General features: G+C 29.5%; 17 protein-coding genes. 10 read left to right on the top strand and 7 right to left on the bottom strand.

What is annotated here, in order from left to right:
- Positions 1–72 precede the first annotated feature (72 nt).
- The 4 genes from N456_RS14300 to N456_RS14285 are packed head-to-tail and all read left to right on the top strand — an operon-like array spanning position 73 to position 2487.
- Positions 73–948 carry a bifunctional helix-turn-helix domain-containing protein/methylated-DNA--[protein]-cysteine S-methyltransferase gene (locus N456_RS14300; RefSeq protein ID WP_062058543.1) on the top strand — a complete coding sequence of 292 codons (876 nt, stop codon included), beginning with the start codon at positions 73–75 and terminating at the stop codon, positions 946–948.
- The gene (locus N456_RS14295; protein ID WP_062058540.1) at positions 929–1642 is read left to right on the top strand and encodes a 2OG-Fe(II) oxygenase; all 714 of its coding nucleotides are present in this window, start codon (positions 929–931) and stop codon (positions 1640–1642) included. Before N456_RS14300 ends, N456_RS14295 begins: the two co-directional genes overlap by 20 nt.
- 4 nt (positions 1643–1646) lie before the next feature.
- On the top strand, positions 1647–1892 hold the full coding sequence (locus N456_RS14290) for an Ada metal-binding domain-containing protein (RefSeq protein ID WP_062058654.1): 246 nt from the start codon (positions 1647–1649) through the stop codon (positions 1890–1892).
- Complete coding sequence (locus tag N456_RS14285; RefSeq protein WP_062058537.1) at positions 1879–2487, top strand: alpha-ketoglutarate-dependent dioxygenase AlkB family protein; 609 nt, start codon at positions 1879–1881, stop codon at positions 2485–2487. Before N456_RS14290 ends, N456_RS14285 begins: the two co-directional genes overlap by 14 nt.
- 14 nt (positions 2488–2501) lie before the next feature.
- Here the strand turns inward: N456_RS14285 and ppk2 (N456_RS14280) are convergent, their stop codons facing one another.
- Positions 2502–3296, bottom strand: a complete 795-nt coding sequence (gene ppk2 / locus N456_RS14280) for a polyphosphate kinase 2 (RefSeq protein WP_062058534.1) — start codon at positions 3294–3296, stop codon at positions 2502–2504.
- A 3-nt stretch (positions 3297–3299) separates the two neighbouring features.
- Positions 3300–4145: a polyphosphate kinase 2 gene (gene ppk2, locus N456_RS14275; protein ID WP_062058531.1), complete on the bottom strand. Its 846-nt coding sequence runs from the start codon at positions 4143–4145 to the stop codon at positions 3300–3302.
- Between the two features lie 349 nt (positions 4146–4494).
- Here ppk2 (N456_RS14275) and N456_RS14270 point away from each other — a divergent pair, with 349 nt between their 5' ends.
- Positions 4495–6354 (top strand): DNA topoisomerase IV subunit B, encoded by a 1860-nt coding sequence (locus N456_RS14270; protein ID WP_062058529.1) that lies wholly within the window; start codon positions 4495–4497, stop codon positions 6352–6354.
- 94 nt (positions 6355–6448) lie between these two features.
- Positions 6449–9112: a DNA gyrase/topoisomerase IV subunit A gene (locus N456_RS14265; RefSeq protein ID WP_062058526.1), complete on the top strand. Its 2664-nt coding sequence runs from the start codon at positions 6449–6451 to the stop codon at positions 9110–9112.
- Positions 9113–9396: 284 nt separating this feature from the next.
- On the opposite strand, the gene N456_RS14260 is transcribed toward N456_RS14265, so the two are convergent.
- Positions 9397–9975, bottom strand: coding sequence for a PhnA domain-containing protein (locus tag N456_RS14260; protein WP_062058523.1), 579 nt, complete (start codon positions 9973–9975; stop codon positions 9397–9399).
- A gap of 158 nt (positions 9976–10133) precedes the next feature.
- Positions 10134–12488 carry a TonB-dependent receptor gene (locus N456_RS14255; protein WP_062058520.1) on the bottom strand — a complete coding sequence of 785 codons (2355 nt, stop codon included), beginning with the start codon at positions 12486–12488 and terminating at the stop codon, positions 10134–10136.
- A 248-nt stretch (positions 12489–12736) separates the two neighbouring features.
- Between N456_RS14255 and N456_RS14250 the strand changes: the two genes are divergently transcribed.
- The 4 genes from N456_RS14250 to N456_RS14235 all read left to right on the top strand — a co-directional run bounded on the left by N456_RS14250 (position 12737) and on the right by N456_RS14235 (position 16899).
- Positions 12737–13804, top strand: a complete 1068-nt coding sequence (locus N456_RS14250; RefSeq protein WP_240315536.1) for a sensor histidine kinase — start codon at positions 12737–12739, stop codon at positions 13802–13804.
- A complete protein-coding gene (locus tag N456_RS14245; RefSeq protein ID WP_062058515.1) occupies positions 13801–14529 on the top strand; it encodes a LytR/AlgR family response regulator transcription factor in 729 nt (242 codons plus the stop codon). Before N456_RS14250 ends, N456_RS14245 begins: the two co-directional genes overlap by 4 nt.
- A gap of 95 nt (positions 14530–14624) precedes the next feature.
- A complete protein-coding gene (locus N456_RS14240; protein WP_062058649.1) occupies positions 14625–15587 on the top strand; it encodes an SRPBCC family protein in 963 nt (320 codons plus the stop codon).
- 70 nt (positions 15588–15657) lie between these two features.
- Positions 15658–16899 (top strand): erythromycin esterase family protein, encoded by a 1242-nt coding sequence (locus tag N456_RS14235; RefSeq protein ID WP_062058512.1) that lies wholly within the window; start codon positions 15658–15660, stop codon positions 16897–16899.
- Between the two features lie 107 nt (positions 16900–17006).
- Here the strand turns inward: N456_RS14235 and N456_RS14230 are convergent, their stop codons facing one another.
- The 3 genes from N456_RS14230 to N456_RS14220 form a co-directional block, all read right to left on the bottom strand.
- Positions 17007–17807 carry a TerC family protein gene (locus N456_RS14230; RefSeq protein ID WP_062058509.1) on the bottom strand — a complete coding sequence of 267 codons (801 nt, stop codon included), beginning with the start codon at positions 17805–17807 and terminating at the stop codon, positions 17007–17009.
- Complete coding sequence (locus tag N456_RS14225; RefSeq protein ID WP_062058506.1) at positions 17807–18181, bottom strand: hypothetical protein; 375 nt, start codon at positions 18179–18181, stop codon at positions 17807–17809. The genes N456_RS14230 and N456_RS14225 overlap by 1 nt, the downstream gene beginning before the upstream one ends.
- Positions 18182–18288: 107 nt before the next feature.
- Positions 18289–18774 (bottom strand): helix-turn-helix domain-containing protein, encoded by a 486-nt coding sequence (locus N456_RS14220; protein WP_062058503.1) that lies wholly within the window; start codon positions 18772–18774, stop codon positions 18289–18291.
- Positions 18775–18844 lie beyond the last annotated feature (70 nt).

Genomic DNA, 18844 nt, shown 5'->3' with positions numbered 1-18844 from the left:
ACTAATAAAGCAAGTTTCGGATTTTAGGATAACAAAATGAATTTTACTTTTGTAATATAAGATTTGAAATAAATGAGTGAGCAAGAACATATTAATTATAACCGAATAGCAGAAGCTATACATTATATAGCACACAACTATACGGAGCAACCCACACTCGATGAGATTGCCAAAAAAGTACACCTAAGCCCGTATCATTTCCAAAGAATTTTTACAGATTGGGCTGGTATTAGCCCTAAGAAGTTTTTACAATATACCAGTGTACAACATGCTAAAAAAATCCTACATAATACACAAGCGACATTGTTTGATACAGCATATGAAACAGGGCTTTCAGGAACAGGAAGATTACATGATTTATTTGTAAAAATAGAAGGAATGACTCCTGGAGAATACAAAAATAAAGGAAAAAATCTTTTTATTAACTATAGCTATGTAGATGTTTTATTTGGTAGAATCTTGATAGCATCTACCCCTATAGGGATATGTTATATGGGGTTTTCGGATACAGAGAATGATGCTTTTTTAGAATTGGAAAAACGCTTTCCAAATGCTAGTTTTAACCAAGCTACAGATTCAATCCAACAAAATGCATTACAAATTTATAAACAAGATTGGAGTAAAATCAATCAAATAAAATTACATTTAAAAGGAACTGATTTTCAGCTTAAAGTGTGGGAGACATTGTTAAAAATTCCATTAGGAAATTTATCAACATATGGAGCTATTGCAAAAGAAATACAAAAACCTAAAGCATCTAGAGCTGTAGGGACAGCTATAGGGAGTAATCCCATAGCGTTCTTAATTCCTTGTCATAGAGTTATTCAATCTACAGGATTGTTTGGAGGATATATGTGGGGAACAACAAGAAAAACGGTTATAATTGGATGGGAGGCTTCTAGAGTAGATATAATGATGAAAAATGATAATGAAGAATATCAGGACTAAAATTACTGATACTGATTGGCAAGAAATATCAGAAGCAATGAATGAAAAAGGATTTTCGATCATTCCAAAATTGGTGTCTGATATACAATGCAAAGAGCTTATCGATATATATAATATAGAAGGATTATATCGAAAAACAGTAGTAATGAAACGATATCGGTTTGGCTTAGGAGAATATAAATACTTTAATTACCCACTTCCAGAGATTGTTCAGATCATAAGAGAAACTATGTATCCTAAACTTTCACAGATAGCTAACTTATGGATGAAAGTTCTTAAAATAGATAAAATATTTCCAGAAACATTCAGTGAATTACAATTGCTTTGCCATCAGAATGGACAATTAAAACCAACACCTTTAATTTTAAAATATGGTAAAGGAGGATTCAATACATTGCATCAAGATTTATATGGAGAGATTTATTTTCCTATTCAGGCAGTATTATTTTTAAGTGAACCTGATAAAGACTACATAGGAGGAGAGTTTGTGTTAATACAGCAAATGCCTAGAGCACAATCAAAAGCTATAGTTTTAAAACCTAAAAAAGGAGATATGCTTATATTTACTACTAATTATAGACCAGTTAAAGGAGTAAAAGGATATTATCGAGCTCATATGAAACATGGAGTTAGTGAGTTAAGTGAAGGAGAGCGATATACTTTAGGAATTATATTTCATGAAGCAGTTAGCTGATATTATGATACACCATATAGAAATAAATACTCGAGAATTATACAAAATGATAGAACGAGATGAAATTGTTTATGCAGGAAATAATACATTAAAGATTTATGGAACATTACGTTGTAAATCAGGGAAACGAATGAAAATAGAAAACAGAGTATTCTTTTCATCTACGGCAGAAGCAGAAGAAAATGGCTTTAGACCTTGCGGAAACTGTATGAAAATAGCTTATAAAAACTGGAAAAATGGATCTATTTAATTCTAATTCAATATCAAATTTGCTGCCTTATGATGGAGAAGTAAATTATTATGGATATATTATGAATAGTCAAAAATCTCAAAACTATTATGAGCAACTTCTTAAAAATATTGAATGGAAAAATGATGAAGCAATTATTTTTGGAAAACGAATTATTACTAAACGAAAAGTAGCATGGTATGGAAAAAAACCTTTTCAATATACCTACTCTAATACGACTAAATTTGCTTTACCATGGACAAAAGAACTAGTAGAACTAAAGGAAATGGTAGAACATAATACTGGAGAAAAATTTAATTCTTGCTTACTTAATTTATATCATAATGGACAAGAAGGAATGGCTTGGCATAGTGATGCAGAAAAAGATTTAAAAAAGAATGGAGCGATAGCATCTCTAAGTTTTGGAGCAGAAAGGAAATTTTCGTTTAAGCATAAAGAAACAAAACAAGTGGTATCTCTTGTTTTGGAAAAAGGAAGTTTATTGGTGATGAAAGATACTACACAAACTAATTGGTTACACCGTTTACCACCTACAAAAAAAATAATGAAACCTAGAATTAACCTAACATTTAGGACTATTTGTAAGGAGATATAATTAATATACAATTTCTATTCTTGGTAAGGAATTGTATTTAGAATATACTGTATTGCTTTAATTCTAGCTTCTGTTTTGCGATCAGCTTCAATAATAACCCAAGGAGAACGTGCTGTATTTGTTCTTTCAAACATTTTTATTTTATACGCTGTATATTCATCCCATAATTCCTGAGCCCTTTCATCTACTGGAGTCATTTTCCATTTTTTTAAAGGGCTTGATTTTATATCCATAAATCGAGAAGCCTGTTCTTCTTTAGTAATAGAGAAATAGAACTTTATAAAATAGATGTCAGACTCTAATATCATTCTTTCAAAATCATTTACTTGTCCCATAAATCGGGTATATTGATCTTCGCTACAAAAACCATTAACTGGCTCTACAACAGCACGATTATACCAACTACGATCAAAAAGAACCATTTCTCCAGGTTTTGGTAATTGGTTGATATATCGCTGAAAATACCACTGACCTTCTTCTTCACTTGTAGGTTTAGGTAAAGCTATAATTCTAAAATGACGGGGATTTATATGTGAAGTAATACGTCTAATAGCACCTCCTTTTCCTGCTGCATCTCGACCTTCAAAGACAATAACAATTTTCTTTTTGTTCTCGATTGTCCAGTTTTGTAATTTTATAAGTTCAGCCTGTAATTCTTTAAGCTTTATTTCATACTTAGTCATTCTGAGGGCTTTTTCAATATCTGTTTTTCTATCTAAAAACAGATATTTTAGACCAATAGGAGAATTTAGTAATTTTAAGTCTTCTTCAGAAAGATGGATGTATTCTGGTTTTTGAGTTGCTGTCATAAATTAAATATCTATCTGTTCAATATGTCTATAATATCGCGCAATTATATTAGGATCGGGAAGTAATGTAGTTTTTGCATCTAGCTTTCCTGTATACTCAAATTTTGATAAAATGTATCGCATACTTTCTAAACGAGCAGTTTTTTTATTATTAGTATTCACAATTATCCAAGGACTAAATGTAGTATGAGTTTTTGAGAACATTTGCTCTTTATATTTAGTGTATTCATCCCATAATTTTTGTCCTTGCATATCTACAGGGCTAAATTTCCATCTTTTTAATGGGTTTTTTAATCTTGCATCAAAACGCTTTTTTTGTTCATCTTTTGATATAGAAAACCAGAATTTAATTACAATAATTCCATCTTCATATAACATATGTTCGAACTCAGGAACTTGTACCATAAATTTTTGATACTGTCTATTGGTGCAAAAATCCATAACAGGCTCCACAACAGCACGGTTATACCAACTACGATCAAAGAAAACAATCTCTCCTGGGTTAGGTAATTCTTTAATATATCGTCTAAAATACCATTGTCCTTTTTCAACCTCAGTAGGTTTTGATAATGCCACAATTCTCATAGAACGCGGATTAAGATGCTCGGTGAATCGCTTTATAGATCCACCTTTTCCTGCAGCATCTCTACCTTCAAAAATAACAGCTACTCGTAGCTTATTATTAGCTATCCATTGTTGTAGATTTACTAACTCACCCTGCAAAAAACGTAATTCTTCTTCATATCTTAATTTTTTTATAACTTTTTTGATATTGATATTTTTTTGATCAGCGATGTTGATCAAATGTTTTCGTTTTTTAACCTGATTCAGGTTTTCAAGTGTAAACATATAAACTATGATTAGTAATCATTAAATAAGAATTAAAGGTAAAAAATGTATTTCAATAGAAACGGAACAAATTTAATTTTTAGATTTTTTATAATTCCTGATTTTAATCATATGTTTTATTATATAATCTATCTTTTTTTGGATAAATGATGGGATGTTTTTAGCTATTTTAGTTTAGGGTATTATTTTTATATTTTAACATAGAGGATGATGCGTAATTATGATTACCAAGTAACTGTATATCAAATAATCAACAAAAATCGATGTTGATTTGTTAATTACTTTGTGAAGAGGCTATTTTAATTTAATAGGTGAAACCTTATATTAGCGAGCATTCTACCCAAAATTTATGAGCAAGGAAACCAAATATACCGAAGATAATATACGATCCCTCGATTGGAAAGAACATATCCGTATGCGTCCTGGGATGTATATAGGAAAATTAGGTGATGGATCTTCTGCAGATGATGGAATTTATATTTTAGTAAAAGAAGTACTCGATAATTCTATTGATGAGTACGTTATGGGAACTGGTAAAACGATTGAAATTTCTATACAAGGCGATAAAGTAATTGTTAGAGATTATGGTAGAGGGATTCCCTTAGGAAAGGTTGTAGACGTAGTTTCTAAAATGAATACAGGAGGGAAGTACGATTCTCGTGCTTTTAAAAAGTCAGTAGGTCTTAATGGAGTAGGTACTAAAGCAGTTAATGCATTGTCTACATTTTTTAGAGTAGAATCTACGAGAGATGGTAAATCTGCTTCTGCAGAATTTGAAAAAGGAAACCTCATTAATCAAGATACTCTAGAAGAAACTTCGCGTAGACGAGGAACCAAAGTTTCTTTTGTACCAGATAATACTATTTTTAAGAATTATAAATATCGTGCAGAGTATGTGGTTAAGATGCTTAAAAATTATGTATATCTTAATCCTGGATTAACTATTATCTTTAATGGAGAAAAATATTTTTCAGAAAATGGTCTTAAAGATTTACTTTCTGATACGATAGCTCAAGATGATAGATTATATGATATTATCCACCTCCAAGGAGACGATATAGAGATAGCAATTACTCATAGTAGAACACAATATAGTGAAGAATACCATTCTTTTGTAAATGGACAGCATACTACGCAAGGAGGAACACATCAAGCAGCATTTAGAGAAGCTATAGTAAAAACCATTAGAGAATTTTATGGTAAAAGCTATGAAGCTAGTGATATTCGTAAATCAATTGTATCCGCTATAAGTATTAAGGTAATGGAACCTGTTTTTGAGAGTCAAACCAAAACTAAATTGGGCTCTACAGAAATGGGAGGAGATTTACCTACAGTACGGACATATATCAATGATTTTGTAAAAAATAAGTTAGATAACTTTTTACATAAGAACTCTGATACAGCAGAGAGCTTACAACGTAAAATACTACAAGCAGAACGAGAACGTAAAGATTTATCAGGGATACGTAAGTTAGCTAAAGAAAGAGCAAAAAAAGCTAGTTTGCATAATAAAAAACTAAGAGATTGTCGTGTTCATCTTACTGATAGTAAGAAAGATCGTAATCTAGAAAGTACACTATTTATTACAGAGGGAGATTCAGCAAGTGGATCTATAACTAAGTCCCGAGATGTAAATACTCAAGCTGTTTTTAGTTTACGTGGGAAACCACTTAATTGCTATAATATGAGCAAAAAAATTGTGTATGAAAATGAAGAGTTTAACCTTTTACAAGCAGCATTAAATATAGAAGAATCTTTAGAAGATCTACGATATAATAATATTGTAATAGCTACCGATGCAGATGTAGATGGAATGCATATACGATTATTACTGATTACCTTTTTTCTACAGTTTTTTCCTGAAGTTATAAAAGAAGGACACTTATATATATTACAAACTCCATTATTTAGAGTACGTAATAAAAAAGAAACAATCTATTGTTACTCAGAACAAGAAAGAAAAGATGCTATAACAAAATTATCAGGAAAACCAGAAATAACTCGATTTAAAGGATTAGGGGAGATTTCTCCAGATGAGTTTGTGCATTTTATAGGAGATGATATACGTTTAGACCCTGTAATGCTAGATAAAGAAAAACCTATTGAAGAGTTATTGTCATTTTATATGGGCAAAAACACACCGCAACGACAAGAATTTATCATTAATAATCTAAAGGTAGAATTAGATACTATAGAGGAAGAAAAATAAAGATCTATACTTGTTTTATAATAGTATAGATTAGATGTTTTTATTGTATTAAAATACTTTATAAGCGTTATAAAATAAGCTCTGGAAATTATATATGGATTTGGAAAACGACAACGAAGAATTGGATAATGATTTAACCTCAGAAGATCACCAACCGCAAGAAGTGATTACCAAGGTTACAGGAATGTATAAAGATTGGTTTTTGGATTATGCATCATATGTAATCCTAGAACGAGCAGTACCAGCAATAGAAGATGGCCTAAAGCCCGTACAGCGACGTATTCTTCATTCTATGAAAGATCTCGATGATGGACGGTATAATAAGGTAGCCAATATAGTAGGGCATACAATGCAGTATCACCCACACGGTGATGCTAGTATTGCAGATGCAATGGTACAAGTAGGGCAGAAAGAGTTGCTAATTGACATGCAAGGGAACTGGGGTAATATACTTACAGGAGATAGAGCTGCAGCTTCTCGATATATCGAAGCCCGTTTGTCTAAATTTGCTTTAGACGTAGTCTATAACCCTAAAGTTACAGATTGGCAATTGTCATATGACGGTAGAAAAAAAGAACCGATTAATTTACCAGTAAAATTTCCATTATTATTAGCACAGGGAGGAGAGGGAATTGCAGTAGGGTTGAGTACTAAGATTCTTCCTCATAATTTTATAGAGCTTATAGATGCATCAATCAAACATTTACAAGGTAAAAAATTCACTATCCTACCTGATTTTCCAACATCAGGAATAGCAGACTTTACCAACTATAATGATGGAAATCGTGGAGGAAAGGTAAGAGTGCGAGCAAAAATATCGCAGTTAGATAAAAACACACTGGTTATTAATGAAATACCGTTCTCTACTACAACTACCACTTTAATAGATTCTATCCTTAAAGCGAATGAAAAAGGAAAGATAAAAATTAAAAAAATTGAAGACAATACAGCTGCAAAAGTAGAGATTTTAGTGCATCTCCCTTCAGGGATTTCTCCTGATAAAACTATTGATGCACTATATGCTTTTACGAATTGCGAAATTTCTATTTCGCCATTAGGATGTGTTATTGAAGATAATAAACCAAATTTCATTGGAGTTTCAGAGATGTTACGTCGCTCTACAGATAACACTGTAGCATTATTAAAAAAAGAATTAGAGATCCAGTTAGGCGAGCTTCAGGAACAATGGCATTTTGCATCATTAGAAAGAATATTTATAGAAAATCGTATCTACCGAGATATAGAAGAGGTAGAAACTTGGGAAGGTGTAATAGAGGCTATTGATAAAGGATTACAACCTTATATAAAGCACTTAAAAAGAGCAGTTACAGAAGAAGATATTGTACGATTGACAGAAATACGAATTAAGCGTATATCTAAATTTGATATTGACAAAGCTCAACAAAAGATAGAAGCTTTAGAGAATGACATAGCTCAGATAAAGCATGATTTAGAACACCTTATAGAATTTGCAATAGCCTATTTTAAAAGGCTTAAAACTACATATGGTAAAGAGAAAGAACGTAAAACTGAAATTAGAATTTTTGATGATATCGAAGCTACTAAAGTAGTTATTCGTAACACAAAACTATATGTAAATAGAGAAGAAGGGTTTATTGGTACTTCACTACGTAGAAATGAATACGTTACAGATTGTTCTGATATTGATGATATTATTTGTTTTACAGAAGAAGGTAAAATGATGATTACCAAAGTTGGGTCAAAAACTTTTATTGGTAAAAATATAATCCATGTAGCCATTTTTAAGAAGAAAGATAAACGTACTATTTATAATCTGATTTATAAAGATGGTCGAGGAGGAGCATCATATGTAAAACGTTTTGCTGTAACAAGCGTAACTAGGGATAAAGAATATGATTTAGCACAAGGGAAGAAAGATTCTAAATTACTGTATTTTTCTGCAAACCCAAATGGAGAAGCAGAAGTTATTACGGTTCTTCTACGACAAGCAGGGAGCATCAAAAAATTGAAATTTGATCTTGATTTTGCAGATTTATTGATTAAAGGAAGAGGAGTAAAAGGAAATATTGTTACCAAATACAATATTAAACGAATAGAATTAAAAGAACAAGGGGTATCAACTTTAAAACCAAGAAAAATCTGGTTTGATGATTCTGTACAGCGACTCAATGTTGATGATAGAGGAGAATTATTAGGCGAATTTAGAGGAGAAGATCGACTCTTAATAATTAATCAAAAAGGGAATGTAAAAACAGTAGTTCCTGAGATGACATTACATTTTGATTCGGATATGATCGTTCTAGAAAAATGGAAACCTACTAAGCCAATATCAGCAATATATTGGGATGGAGAGAAAGAACGATATTATGTAAAGCGTTTTTTAATTGATACTCCAGAAAAAGAAGATATTATTATAACAGAACATCCTAAATCCTTTTTAGAACTTGTTTCTACAGATTATAAACCAATAGTGGAGCTTGTCTATACTAAAATCAGAGGAAAAGATCAACGCCCTAATGATGTAATAAATTTAGAAGAATTTATTTCTATTAAAGGTGTTAAAGCATTGGGGAACCAATTAACTACACATAAGGTAAGACAAATTAATTTATTAGATCCAATTCCTTATGAAGAACCAGAATCTTTACCTGTAGAAGAAATAGAAGTAATTGAAGAAGAAAATATAATTGCAGAAGAAAATACACCTCAAGGTTTTTCAACAGATGCTACAGATACTGATAATGAAACAGGAGGAGAACAGGCGAGTTTGTTTTAGAATCATCAAGAGTTGTAACCGTACTAATTTATTTAATAAACCTAGACTATAGGATATGATAAAATCGTTATTACCTTTTTGTTTTTAATAACTTGATATTAAGAAGGTAAGAGTACATAAATTATTTGAATTTATAATTATACCAGTTAAAAAGAATCGAGTTGTAATCATAAAATGGTTAAAACGTATTACCAGAAATTACACAAATAATACTTTTACCATTGGTTAAATTATATTTCCACATCCCTCAAAGCTGTTTTTTAAATATATTTTAAAATAATGAACTAAGTTTTCTTAACAAATTTGGTGAGAATTACAATATGCTGACCGCTAACTCGTCCTTCAATATGCTCAGGGTTATCATGTACTAATGAAATATTACGAACAGGAGTACCTCTTTTAGCAGTAAAATTAGCACCTTTTACATCTAAATCTTTAATTAATACTACAGAGTCACCAGCTTGTAAGATAGCACCATTAGCATCTAAATGCTTAATTATATCTTCTGGATCATCTCCTTCTCCAGTAGCATTTGCCCATGCAATAGTATCTTCATCTAGATATAACATATCTAATAAATCTTGTGGCCATCCTTCAGATTTCAATCGATTTAGCATTCTCCATGCCATTACCTGTACTGCAGGGATTTCACTCCACATACTATCATTGAGACAACGCCAGTGATTAGGATCTATCTTTTCTGGATTTTCAATTTGTTCTAGACAAGTTTGAGAAATTAAAATATGAGAGTCTAGACCTGTTCCAGGAGATTTAGGTACTTCATAAACTTTTAGATTATCTGTTTCTCCGGATAATTCACATACAGATCCACTACGCTTATTTAATTCTCTTTCTAAACTCATTAGTATACTTGATTTAATAAATTTTAATAGTGCAAAAATGCACTAAAATTTATGAATTATGATGCTCCATAGTATTTATTTAAACACAAAAATATGTTAACTTTTTTGAATAGTATTTTATATATTTTAATACATTCTAAAATAGTTTTATTAATCTATTAATCAGGCATACGGTCACGATCTGATTTTTTTCGATTAAATCGATATGTAAACGTTATAGTAGCTCTTCTGCCACTTCTGATATTAGAAGAAACTAAACTATATTTTGGTCCTGTAACAGTATATTTATCAATTCTAGAGTCAAAAATATTACTTACGTTTAAAGTTATGGAAGCTTTATCTTTAAATAGATCTTTACTAACTCCTAAGTTAGCCCAATATTGAGATTTAATGAATCGTTGCCCACTATTACTTTTTCCTTGATAATTAAAATTTGTTTGTATAGATAACCCTTTTGTAAATTTCATGTTAGAATTAAATCTTGTAGACCATTTAGTATCTTCTGTAGTATAATTAACCTCTTTATATACCCCTTTTTGGGTGAATGTATAATAATTAAACTCCCCTGATAATCGCCACCATTTTATAGGTTTATATGTTATAGATAGTTCAAAACCAAGACGATTTTCATGAGATAGATTTACAGGAGTTGTTACAAAACCTTTTTCCATAGTTGGAGTAGTAATAAACTGAAAGAAATCAGTTTGGTATTGATAATAGAGTGATGGATTGATAGTTATTTTATCCCATCTTTTTAATAAAGCTAATTCAATAACATTAGCATACATCGGGTTTAAATCAGGATTTCCTTCAAAAAGATTTTTAGGATCCGAAAACCCACCAAAAGGATTTAACTGCCAGAATCGAGGTCTGTTAATTCTTTTACTGTAACTTAATTGAAGGTTTGTTTTTTCTGTAAAATTATAAGTAAGATGCGCAGTTGGAAATAGATCCGTATACCTTTTTTGATTGTTAAAAACTTTTTGATCATCATTAATTCTGATATCTGAATGTTCTAATCGAAGCCCTAAAAGATAATTGAACTTTTTTATACTAGTACCATATTGCATATATGCTCCATAGATATGTTCATCATAATTTAAAAGATTGTCAAAATCTTCTGCTATTTTATCATCTATCCAGACAGTATAATCACTGGTAATCCTTCTTATTTCTCCTCTAATTCCTGTTTCTAACTTTGATTTTTTGGTCAATGGAGCTATAAAATCGGATAAAATAAGGAGATCTTTACTGCTTTCGACATCTTTGGTTATAACTGTTGTTTGATTATTAGAAATTGGTAATGTACGGTGTTGTATAATCATTTCATTTTCATCATCATTCCAAAAATCATACTGAATAGTAGTAGTAAGTTTCTGTTCTTTTTTATCAAATGTTTTTAAATACGTAAGTTCTAACTGGTTAAAATTTTGAGGTTCCTTATACTCTTCTTTCCGAGAAACAATACTATCTAGTTTTCTATTGTTATTAAGATAATTATATGTAAAATCAGTTTCGTCAGTATTTTCTAGTTTATTATGATAAAAACTTGCAGTCAATGTATTTTTTTCATTGAAATAATAATCACCGCCAAAGTAAAAATTGTAATAACTATCATTTCTTTTAGTATCCGAATTTAATTCTAAAATAGTAATAAAATCATCTATTCTAGAGGTTTGTAATTGTTTTTGTTCTCCAAAGAAATTAGCATATTGATACCCTAAATTAGTAAAAACATTAAATTTTGAAGTTTTATAATTTAGGTTAACATTTACTCTATGATTAGCAGGAATTCCGGAGGTAAGTTGTATAGAACCTCCGAATCCAGAACGCTTATTTTTTTTAAGAATGATATTTATAATACCTGCGGAGCCTTGAGACTCATATCTTGCTGATGGATTAGTGATGACTTCTACTTTTTCGATATTTTCTGCAGGAATTTGTTCTAACCCATTATTTTCTGTAAGCACAGATGGCTTTCCATTAATCAATATTCGAACACTAGGATTTCCTCTAAGACTAACTGCTCCTGCCGCATCAACACTTACTGAAGGAACATTATCCAGTACATTACTTATTGTTCCTCCTTTATGAATAAGATCTTTACCAACATTATATATTTTCTTATCTAATTTATACTCTACAGTGGTTTTTTCGGATACAACAGTTATTTCATCCAATTGCTCATTATCTTCTTCTAGTTCTATAGTATTCAGTACAGTATCTTTATTAATAATGATGTTTTTTACTATATAAGGTTTAAAAGAAATATATTCTGCTTTGATCGTATACGTTCCTAATGGAATTTCTATCTCGAACTCTCCCTTTATACTAGTAATTCCTCCCGAAATGATTTTATTGCTTACAGGATCCATTACGGTTATAGTAGCAAATTCTAAAGATTGTTGCTGTTGTTTTTCGACAATTTTACCACTTAAGATTACTTTTTTTGAAATTTGCCCCTGTAGTGATAAAACACTATAGAATAAACATATAAATGTTATTATTCTCATTTAGATAAATTTTTATTTTTTTCAAAAATGACTGTTTTAATGGTATAGATTTTTGCTTATCGACAAAAACCTTTAAAAAATCGTCAGAAGTTAGAAAATCATTTATAAGTTGTATTCGTCGTTTATTCTTATCGTTTAAGGTGTTTTTTTTAAGTATTTGTCTACTTTTTATTTTAAATTGAATACATCTTATATTTTTGAATTAAATCGGTTATATAGCCCTAAATGATTTTTATAGAATTGTAATTATGAGTTATGTTAAAAGAATAGAAGTATATTTTTCCCAATCAAAATATTCTTTTCACATTGTTTTTTGGGTATCTACACTATTATTTTTTAGTCTAAGAGATGAATTAGAAGAAAATCACAATATTGTTAGAGCATTTGTGTATTCTGCATTTTTGATGATTCCTCAATTGCTAGCTTCATATTCATTAGCATATTATTTGATCCCAAAATTTATATATACAAAACGATATTTGTCATTTTTAGGACTATTTGTTTTTAGTGCATATTTTTTTTCAGTATTAGCAAGAGTTTTTACAGTTCATTTAGCAGAACCACTAGTACGAAAACGACCATTTGATCAAGAATCAATTTTGGAGATTTTGGTAGATTTACATTATTTGACTGATAATTATTTCCCTTTAGTATATACTGTAGTTTTGGTTTTTTTAATGATACGTTTTATTGTTGATATATCTAAAGTTAAACAACAAAATTTAGAGTTAGAAAAGGAAAAAGCTACGACAGAATTAAAAATACTTAAGGCGCAATTACACCCGCATTTTTTATTTAATACACTTAATAATATTTATATGTTATCCTTGGAAAATTCTCCAAAAACACCTGAATCTATTGAGAAATTATCTGAAATTTTGGATTATGTACTATATCGATGTAATACAAAATTTGTATTGGTTAGTAATGAAATTTCATTTTTAAAAAATTATATTACTTTAGAAAAATTAAGATATGATGAACGTTTGCAAGTAACGATTCATACATCTATAGAACGGGGGGATATAGTCATAGCACCATTAATCTTATTATCTTTGGTAGAAAATGCTTTTAAACATGGTGCAGGAGAGGATAGCGGAAGTCCAAGAATAGATATTTCTATTGATTATGAAGATTCTCTTTTTACCTTTAGAATAACAAATTCGATAGCAAGCTCAGCTCAGATAAAGCCTAAAATTCCTATTGGACTTACTAACATTAGAAAACAATTGGATTTAATTTACCTAGATAGTTATACAATGGATATTGAAGAGCAGGAAAACTTATTTACTGTAACTTTAGAAATTAAAGTATGAATACTCCTATAAAAAAAATAAGATGCTTAATTGTAGACGATGAACCTTTGGCTGTACGACTTATAGAAAAACATGTCTCTCAGATAGTATCATTAGAAGTAGTAGGTACTTGTAATAATGCATTAAAAGCATTTGATATTATTACTAATCAATCTATTGATTTATTATTCTTAGATGTAAAAATGCCTTCACTCACAGGAATAGATTTTTTAAAAACATTAAAAAATCCACCAAGCACAATTATAACAACAGCATATAGAGATTATGCTATAGAAGGATACGATTTAGATATCATTGACTACCTTTTAAAGCCGATTATCTTTGATCGTTTTTTTAAAGCAATAGAGCGCTATTTTAGAATTAAACAAGGTCCTGAAAAAACGATAATCAATACAGCTACAGCAATAGAAGAAAATTTATCGATCTTAATAAAATCAGGGAGTAAATATCATAAAATATATATAGACACTATTTTATATATTGAAAGTTTAAAAGATTATATAAGAATACATACACATCAAAAAAGTATTGTAGCAAAATATAAGATTAGCGATATAGCACTAGAATTACCAAGTACTGATTTTTTGAGAATTCATCGTTCTTATATTATTAATTTAAAAAAAGTAACCGCTTTTACACTAAGTGATATTGAAATTGATGATATTGAAATACCAATAGGAGCTAGTTATAGAGAAAAAACACTTCCATTTTTAGAGAGATTATAATTTTAGAATAAATTATTTATCTGTAAGTTAGCAAGTATCAAAATTGAAGGGTAAAAGATGAGAATTCATATTGAAACAGAGTGCTCATGAAAAAAATGAGCAAAAAATTAAAGAATATACTTATTGCAATTGGGATTCCAACAATCTATGCAATAGTCTTACGCTTAGTATTTGGAGTAAAAGGAGGAAGTAATTTATTTTCAGTAATGTCTGTTACATTTCTATTTCTTCTTCCTTCCATAATTGGCGCACTAACAGTTTACCTATCTGATAAAGAAAAAATTAAAAGTATTTGGTATAGAATATGGATGCCATGGATTCCTATATTTTTATTTTTGATTATCACATTGATTCTAGCTATTGAGGGGTGGGCATGTTGGTTAATGATTCTTCCTATTTTTTTAATAGCAGCATCAATTGGTGGATTGATCGGAGGGTATCTAAAATTAAAAAAAAGAAATGATAGTTTAAACATTTCAATACTGATACTCCTTCCGTTTTTAATTTCTCCAACAGAACAGTTAATCGAAAAAATCCCAGGAACGTATACCGCATATACCTATATAGATATTGATTCTACAGCAGAAAAAATTTGGGATACCGTTGTAAGAGTTAAAACAATCAAGAAAGAAGAAGATACAGGATACTTAACGGAATTTTTAGGATTTCCAAGACCTTTAAAAGCCGAATTAAACTATAAAGGAGTCGGAGCATATCGAGAAGCTATATTTACAAATGGTCTTATTTTTAGAGAAACAGTAACTGAATATGAAGAAAATAAAAAAATGGTATTTTCGATAAAAGCAAATACGTATGAAATTCCTTCTACAACACTGGATGAACATATATTAATCGGAGGAAAATACTTTGATGTTTTAGAAGGAACTTATAAATTAGAGAGATTAGAAAAAGGAACATATCGTTTACATTTATATAGTACATTTAAAATGAATACTACTTTTAATTTTTATGCAGGTTGGTGGGGAAAAATAATAATGAAAGATATACAGAATAATATTTTAAAAGTAGAAAAAAAAAGAGCTGAAAATAAAAACTAATATAATGATTCCAACAATAAATAAAGAATCTGAATATTTAAAAAATTAGATATAACTCAATTTATAAAATATGAAACTTAAGCTTATTTGTTTTTTAATATATTTTTCTCTTCAATTTTGTGATGCGCAAAAATCAGTAGTATCTAAAACAGAATGGTTAGCAAATCATGCAATTGAAGTAAAATCTATTTCTGTAGAAAATACTGATTTTTCGGACTTAGAAAATCTAAAAAACTTATTAAAGGATAAACAGATTGTGTTATTAGGAGAACAAAGTCATGGAGGAGGATCTACCTATTCTGCAAAAGTGAGATTAGTAAAGTTTTTACATCAAGAAATGGGTTTTGAGGTTATGGCTTTTGAAAGTGGAATGTATGATTGTGCCAAAATAGCAAGGCAAATGGAATTAGGGAGTACACTTATCAAAGAAAAGACAAATAGTATGTTCTATATGTATTCTAATAGTACTGAGATAGAACCATTATTTAACTATATTGATGCACATAAAAATACTGAGACCCCACTGTTATTTACAGGAATGGATAGTCAGCACACAGGAGAAAAATCACAATCATCCATGCTTAATGATCTAGCTTCTTTTTTAAATATGCATAATTCTAAAATACCAAATACAGAAAACTGGCAATTGTTTATAAAAAAAACTAATGAGATCTTCAAAATGCAAAGAACGATTACTAATACAGAAAAACTTCTTTTTTATAAAACTTTAGAAGATATAAAAAAACAATTAATTACTATACCTTCAACAAATACGAATCTTTTAGAAGATACTAATTTTTGGTTACAGATTATGGCTAGTATAACCTCTCAAGCCAAAAGATATTGGGGAGATATTGACGATATAGATCGTGATCGTCAAATGGCAGATAATATGAGTTGGTTAATAAATAATCCTTTTAAAGGTAAAAAGGTAATCATATGGGCTCACAATTTTCATATAGCAAAAAAGGTTGATAACATAAAGCCTATGGGGTATTACTTAAAAAAGGAGTTCAATAAGAAAATGTATAGTATTGGGTTTATAGGCTATGAAGGGGCTTATATAGATTTTGTCTCTGGTAAGAATAAAAAAATTAAAAAACCTAAAAAAGGAAGTTTAGAGTATAGTATTAAAAATACAGGTATAAAAAATGCAATAGTAGATTTTAATAATCTTTTTAATGGGGGATTATGGTTGAAAAAACCACTAGAAGGAAGATTAGCCAATTTTAATACCTATAAGGCTATTTACCCAGATATTTTTGATGGTATTTTCTATATTGAGCAAACTACTCCAACAATTCAAAAATAAAAAAATGCTTTATTGAGTATATTTTAAATCCTTCTATTCTAATTAAGAAGGATTTAAAATTACAGAAAATAAATTAAGTATTTAACTTAGGTGTTATTTATTTAATTCTAGGAATTACTTAGTTTTCTTTTTTTACGAAGTTTGAAATTTAAAAATTCGATGAATAAAGAAAATGCAATAGTAAAATATAAGTATCCTTTAGGGATAGTGCCAACCTGACTATCAAATATTTGTAAGTGAGCTAAATGAGCAGCTTCCGCAATTAGCATAAATCCGATAAGAATTAGAAAAGAGAGCCCTAGAATCTGTACAGAAGGATGTTTATTTACAAAACGTCCCACAGGATTAGCAAATAGCATCATTATCACTACAGAAATGACAACAGCAATAATCATTAATAATAGCGCATCATTAGGGTCATCACTTAATCCATTAGTCATACCTACTGCAGTAAGAATAGAATCAAAAGAAAATACTACATTGATTAATGTGATTTGTACAATCGCTTTAGATAAAGAATTAGAACTTTTTTGTTGTATTTCTTTTTCTTCTTCACCTTTTTCATCAACCTTTTCATGAATTTCATGCACACTTTTGTACAATAGAAAAATTCCACCACCAAATAGAATTAAAGCTTGCCCGCTAATACCTGCTTCTATCCAAGGTAGATTGATATGCCAGAAAGGAGCTTCCATAGCTACTAGTAATGAAATCCCAAACAGTAGAACGATACGCATTACCATTGCTAATAATAGTCCAATACTAGTAGCTTTTTTTTGTTGTACTTCAGGTAATTTACTAGAAGCTAATGAAATGAATATGATATTATCAATACCTAATACAATCTCTAAAAAAGTAAGAGTTAATAAGGCAACCCAAGCATCAGCTGATGTAAAAATTTCTAACATTATTTTATTTTTTTTGTGGTTCCACGTTGTTTATTAGTTTCACCTACTAATCCATATTCAAAAGTATAGGTGTTTTTATCTGTTGTCAAGATTTTCATATGTATTGCTTTTTTTTCAGCTCTATTTTTTGGATTCAATTTTTGTAAAATATATTCACAATCATTAATCCATCTAATACTAGAAGTATCGCTTTTACCTCTGAAATAATCAATTTCTATAGTATCATTACGAACAAATGTAGTTTTTACCAATTCGGCATCTAAAAAAGTTTCAAATTCGAAAGTCCCTGTATGAAAGTTAATACATTCACGTTCTTGTTGGTAACAACTACTGACAAGTAAAAAATAGAAGAGTAGTAAAGCTATTTGCCTCATAGATAATCTTAATAGTGAACGAAAATAAATCTATTTCCATAGATTTAATAGAAAAGAAAGAAAAAAATTAATAAGTTTTTCGATATGAATAAATTTAATCCTTCTTATTAAGGTTTCATTTGATAAGAATTAAAAGTACCATCTACATAAAAAATTACAATTCGATCTATATGATGATCAGAAGAAGGTATTTGAGGTATTTTTTTGATAGGTGGTGTAGGTGATTGTATATCTTCTTCGTTGGGTAATGACTGTGATTGTGAAAATAAATCTTGATCAGAGGATATAATCGGAGTAGAGACTTGTTCTTGAAAAGTGTCAGAAGACTTTAATATTGTTTTTTTTTCTTCTACAGGGATACTATCAGATTTTGGAAATGTTCCTTTTTCATACAATAACCATTCTAAATCAACATCTGTATAAGCATCTACAATTTTCATTACAAAATCAAGGCTAGGTTTGTTTCGTCCACTAAGAATATGTGAAATAGAAGATCTACCGACTCCCATATAATCTGCAAAGGATGAGGCTGATACTCCATAATAATCCATTATTTTTTGAATTTTATTTCCAAATGATTTACTGTTTACCATTGTAACATGTTTTAAGAATAATGCTTTTACAAAAGTAAACAATTATTAATAAATATAGAGTTTACATTTG

Source organism: Aquimarina longa SW024, from assembly GCF_001401755.1.
GTDB classification, from domain to species: domain Bacteria; phylum Bacteroidota; class Bacteroidia; order Flavobacteriales; family Flavobacteriaceae; genus Aquimarina; species Aquimarina longa.
The sequence above is the reverse complement of the archived record's forward strand: the minus strand, read 5'-3'. Positions and strand labels throughout refer to the sequence as shown.

Excerpts from the sequence above, each read along its gene's own strand:
- N456_RS14300 (WP_062058543.1), top strand. The coding sequence starts at position 73 with ATGAGTGAGCAAGAACATATTAATTATAACCGAATAGCAGAAGCTATA.
- N456_RS14295 (WP_062058540.1), top strand. The coding sequence starts at position 929 with ATGAAGAATATCAGGACTAAAATTACTGATACTGATTGGCAAGAAATA.
- N456_RS14290 (WP_062058654.1), top strand. The coding sequence starts at position 1,647 with ATGATACACCATATAGAAATAAATACTCGAGAATTATACAAAATGATA.
- N456_RS14285 (WP_062058537.1), top strand. The coding sequence starts at position 1,879 with ATGGATCTATTTAATTCTAATTCAATATCAAATTTGCTGCCTTATGAT.
- ppk2 (WP_062058534.1), bottom strand. The coding sequence starts at position 3,296 with ATGACAGCAACTCAAAAACCAGAATACATCCATCTTTCTGAAGAAGAC.
- ppk2 (WP_062058531.1), bottom strand. The coding sequence starts at position 4,145 with ATGTTTACACTTGAAAACCTGAATCAGGTTAAAAAACGAAAACATTTG.
- N456_RS14270 (WP_062058529.1), top strand. The coding sequence starts at position 4,495 with ATGAGCAAGGAAACCAAATATACCGAAGATAATATACGATCCCTCGAT.
- N456_RS14265 (WP_062058526.1), top strand. The coding sequence starts at position 6,449 with ATGGATTTGGAAAACGACAACGAAGAATTGGATAATGATTTAACCTCA.
- N456_RS14260 (WP_062058523.1), bottom strand. The coding sequence starts at position 9,975 with ATGAGTTTAGAAAGAGAATTAAATAAGCGTAGTGGATCTGTATGTGAA.
- N456_RS14255 (WP_062058520.1), bottom strand. The coding sequence starts at position 12,488 with ATGAGAATAATAACATTTATATGTTTATTCTATAGTGTTTTATCACTA.
- N456_RS14250 (WP_240315536.1), top strand. The coding sequence starts at position 12,737 with ATGAGTTATGTTAAAAGAATAGAAGTATATTTTTCCCAATCAAAATAT.
- N456_RS14245 (WP_062058515.1), top strand. The coding sequence starts at position 13,801 with ATGAATACTCCTATAAAAAAAATAAGATGCTTAATTGTAGACGATGAA.
- N456_RS14240 (WP_062058649.1), top strand. The coding sequence starts at position 14,625 with ATGAGCAAAAAATTAAAGAATATACTTATTGCAATTGGGATTCCAACA.
- N456_RS14235 (WP_062058512.1), top strand. The coding sequence starts at position 15,658 with ATGAAACTTAAGCTTATTTGTTTTTTAATATATTTTTCTCTTCAATTT.
- N456_RS14230 (WP_062058509.1), bottom strand. The coding sequence starts at position 17,807 with ATGTTAGAAATTTTTACATCAGCTGATGCTTGGGTTGCCTTATTAACT.
- N456_RS14225 (WP_062058506.1), bottom strand. The coding sequence starts at position 18,181 with ATGAGGCAAATAGCTTTACTACTCTTCTATTTTTTACTTGTCAGTAGT.
- N456_RS14220 (WP_062058503.1), bottom strand. The coding sequence starts at position 18,774 with ATGGTAAACAGTAAATCATTTGGAAATAAAATTCAAAAAATAATGGAT.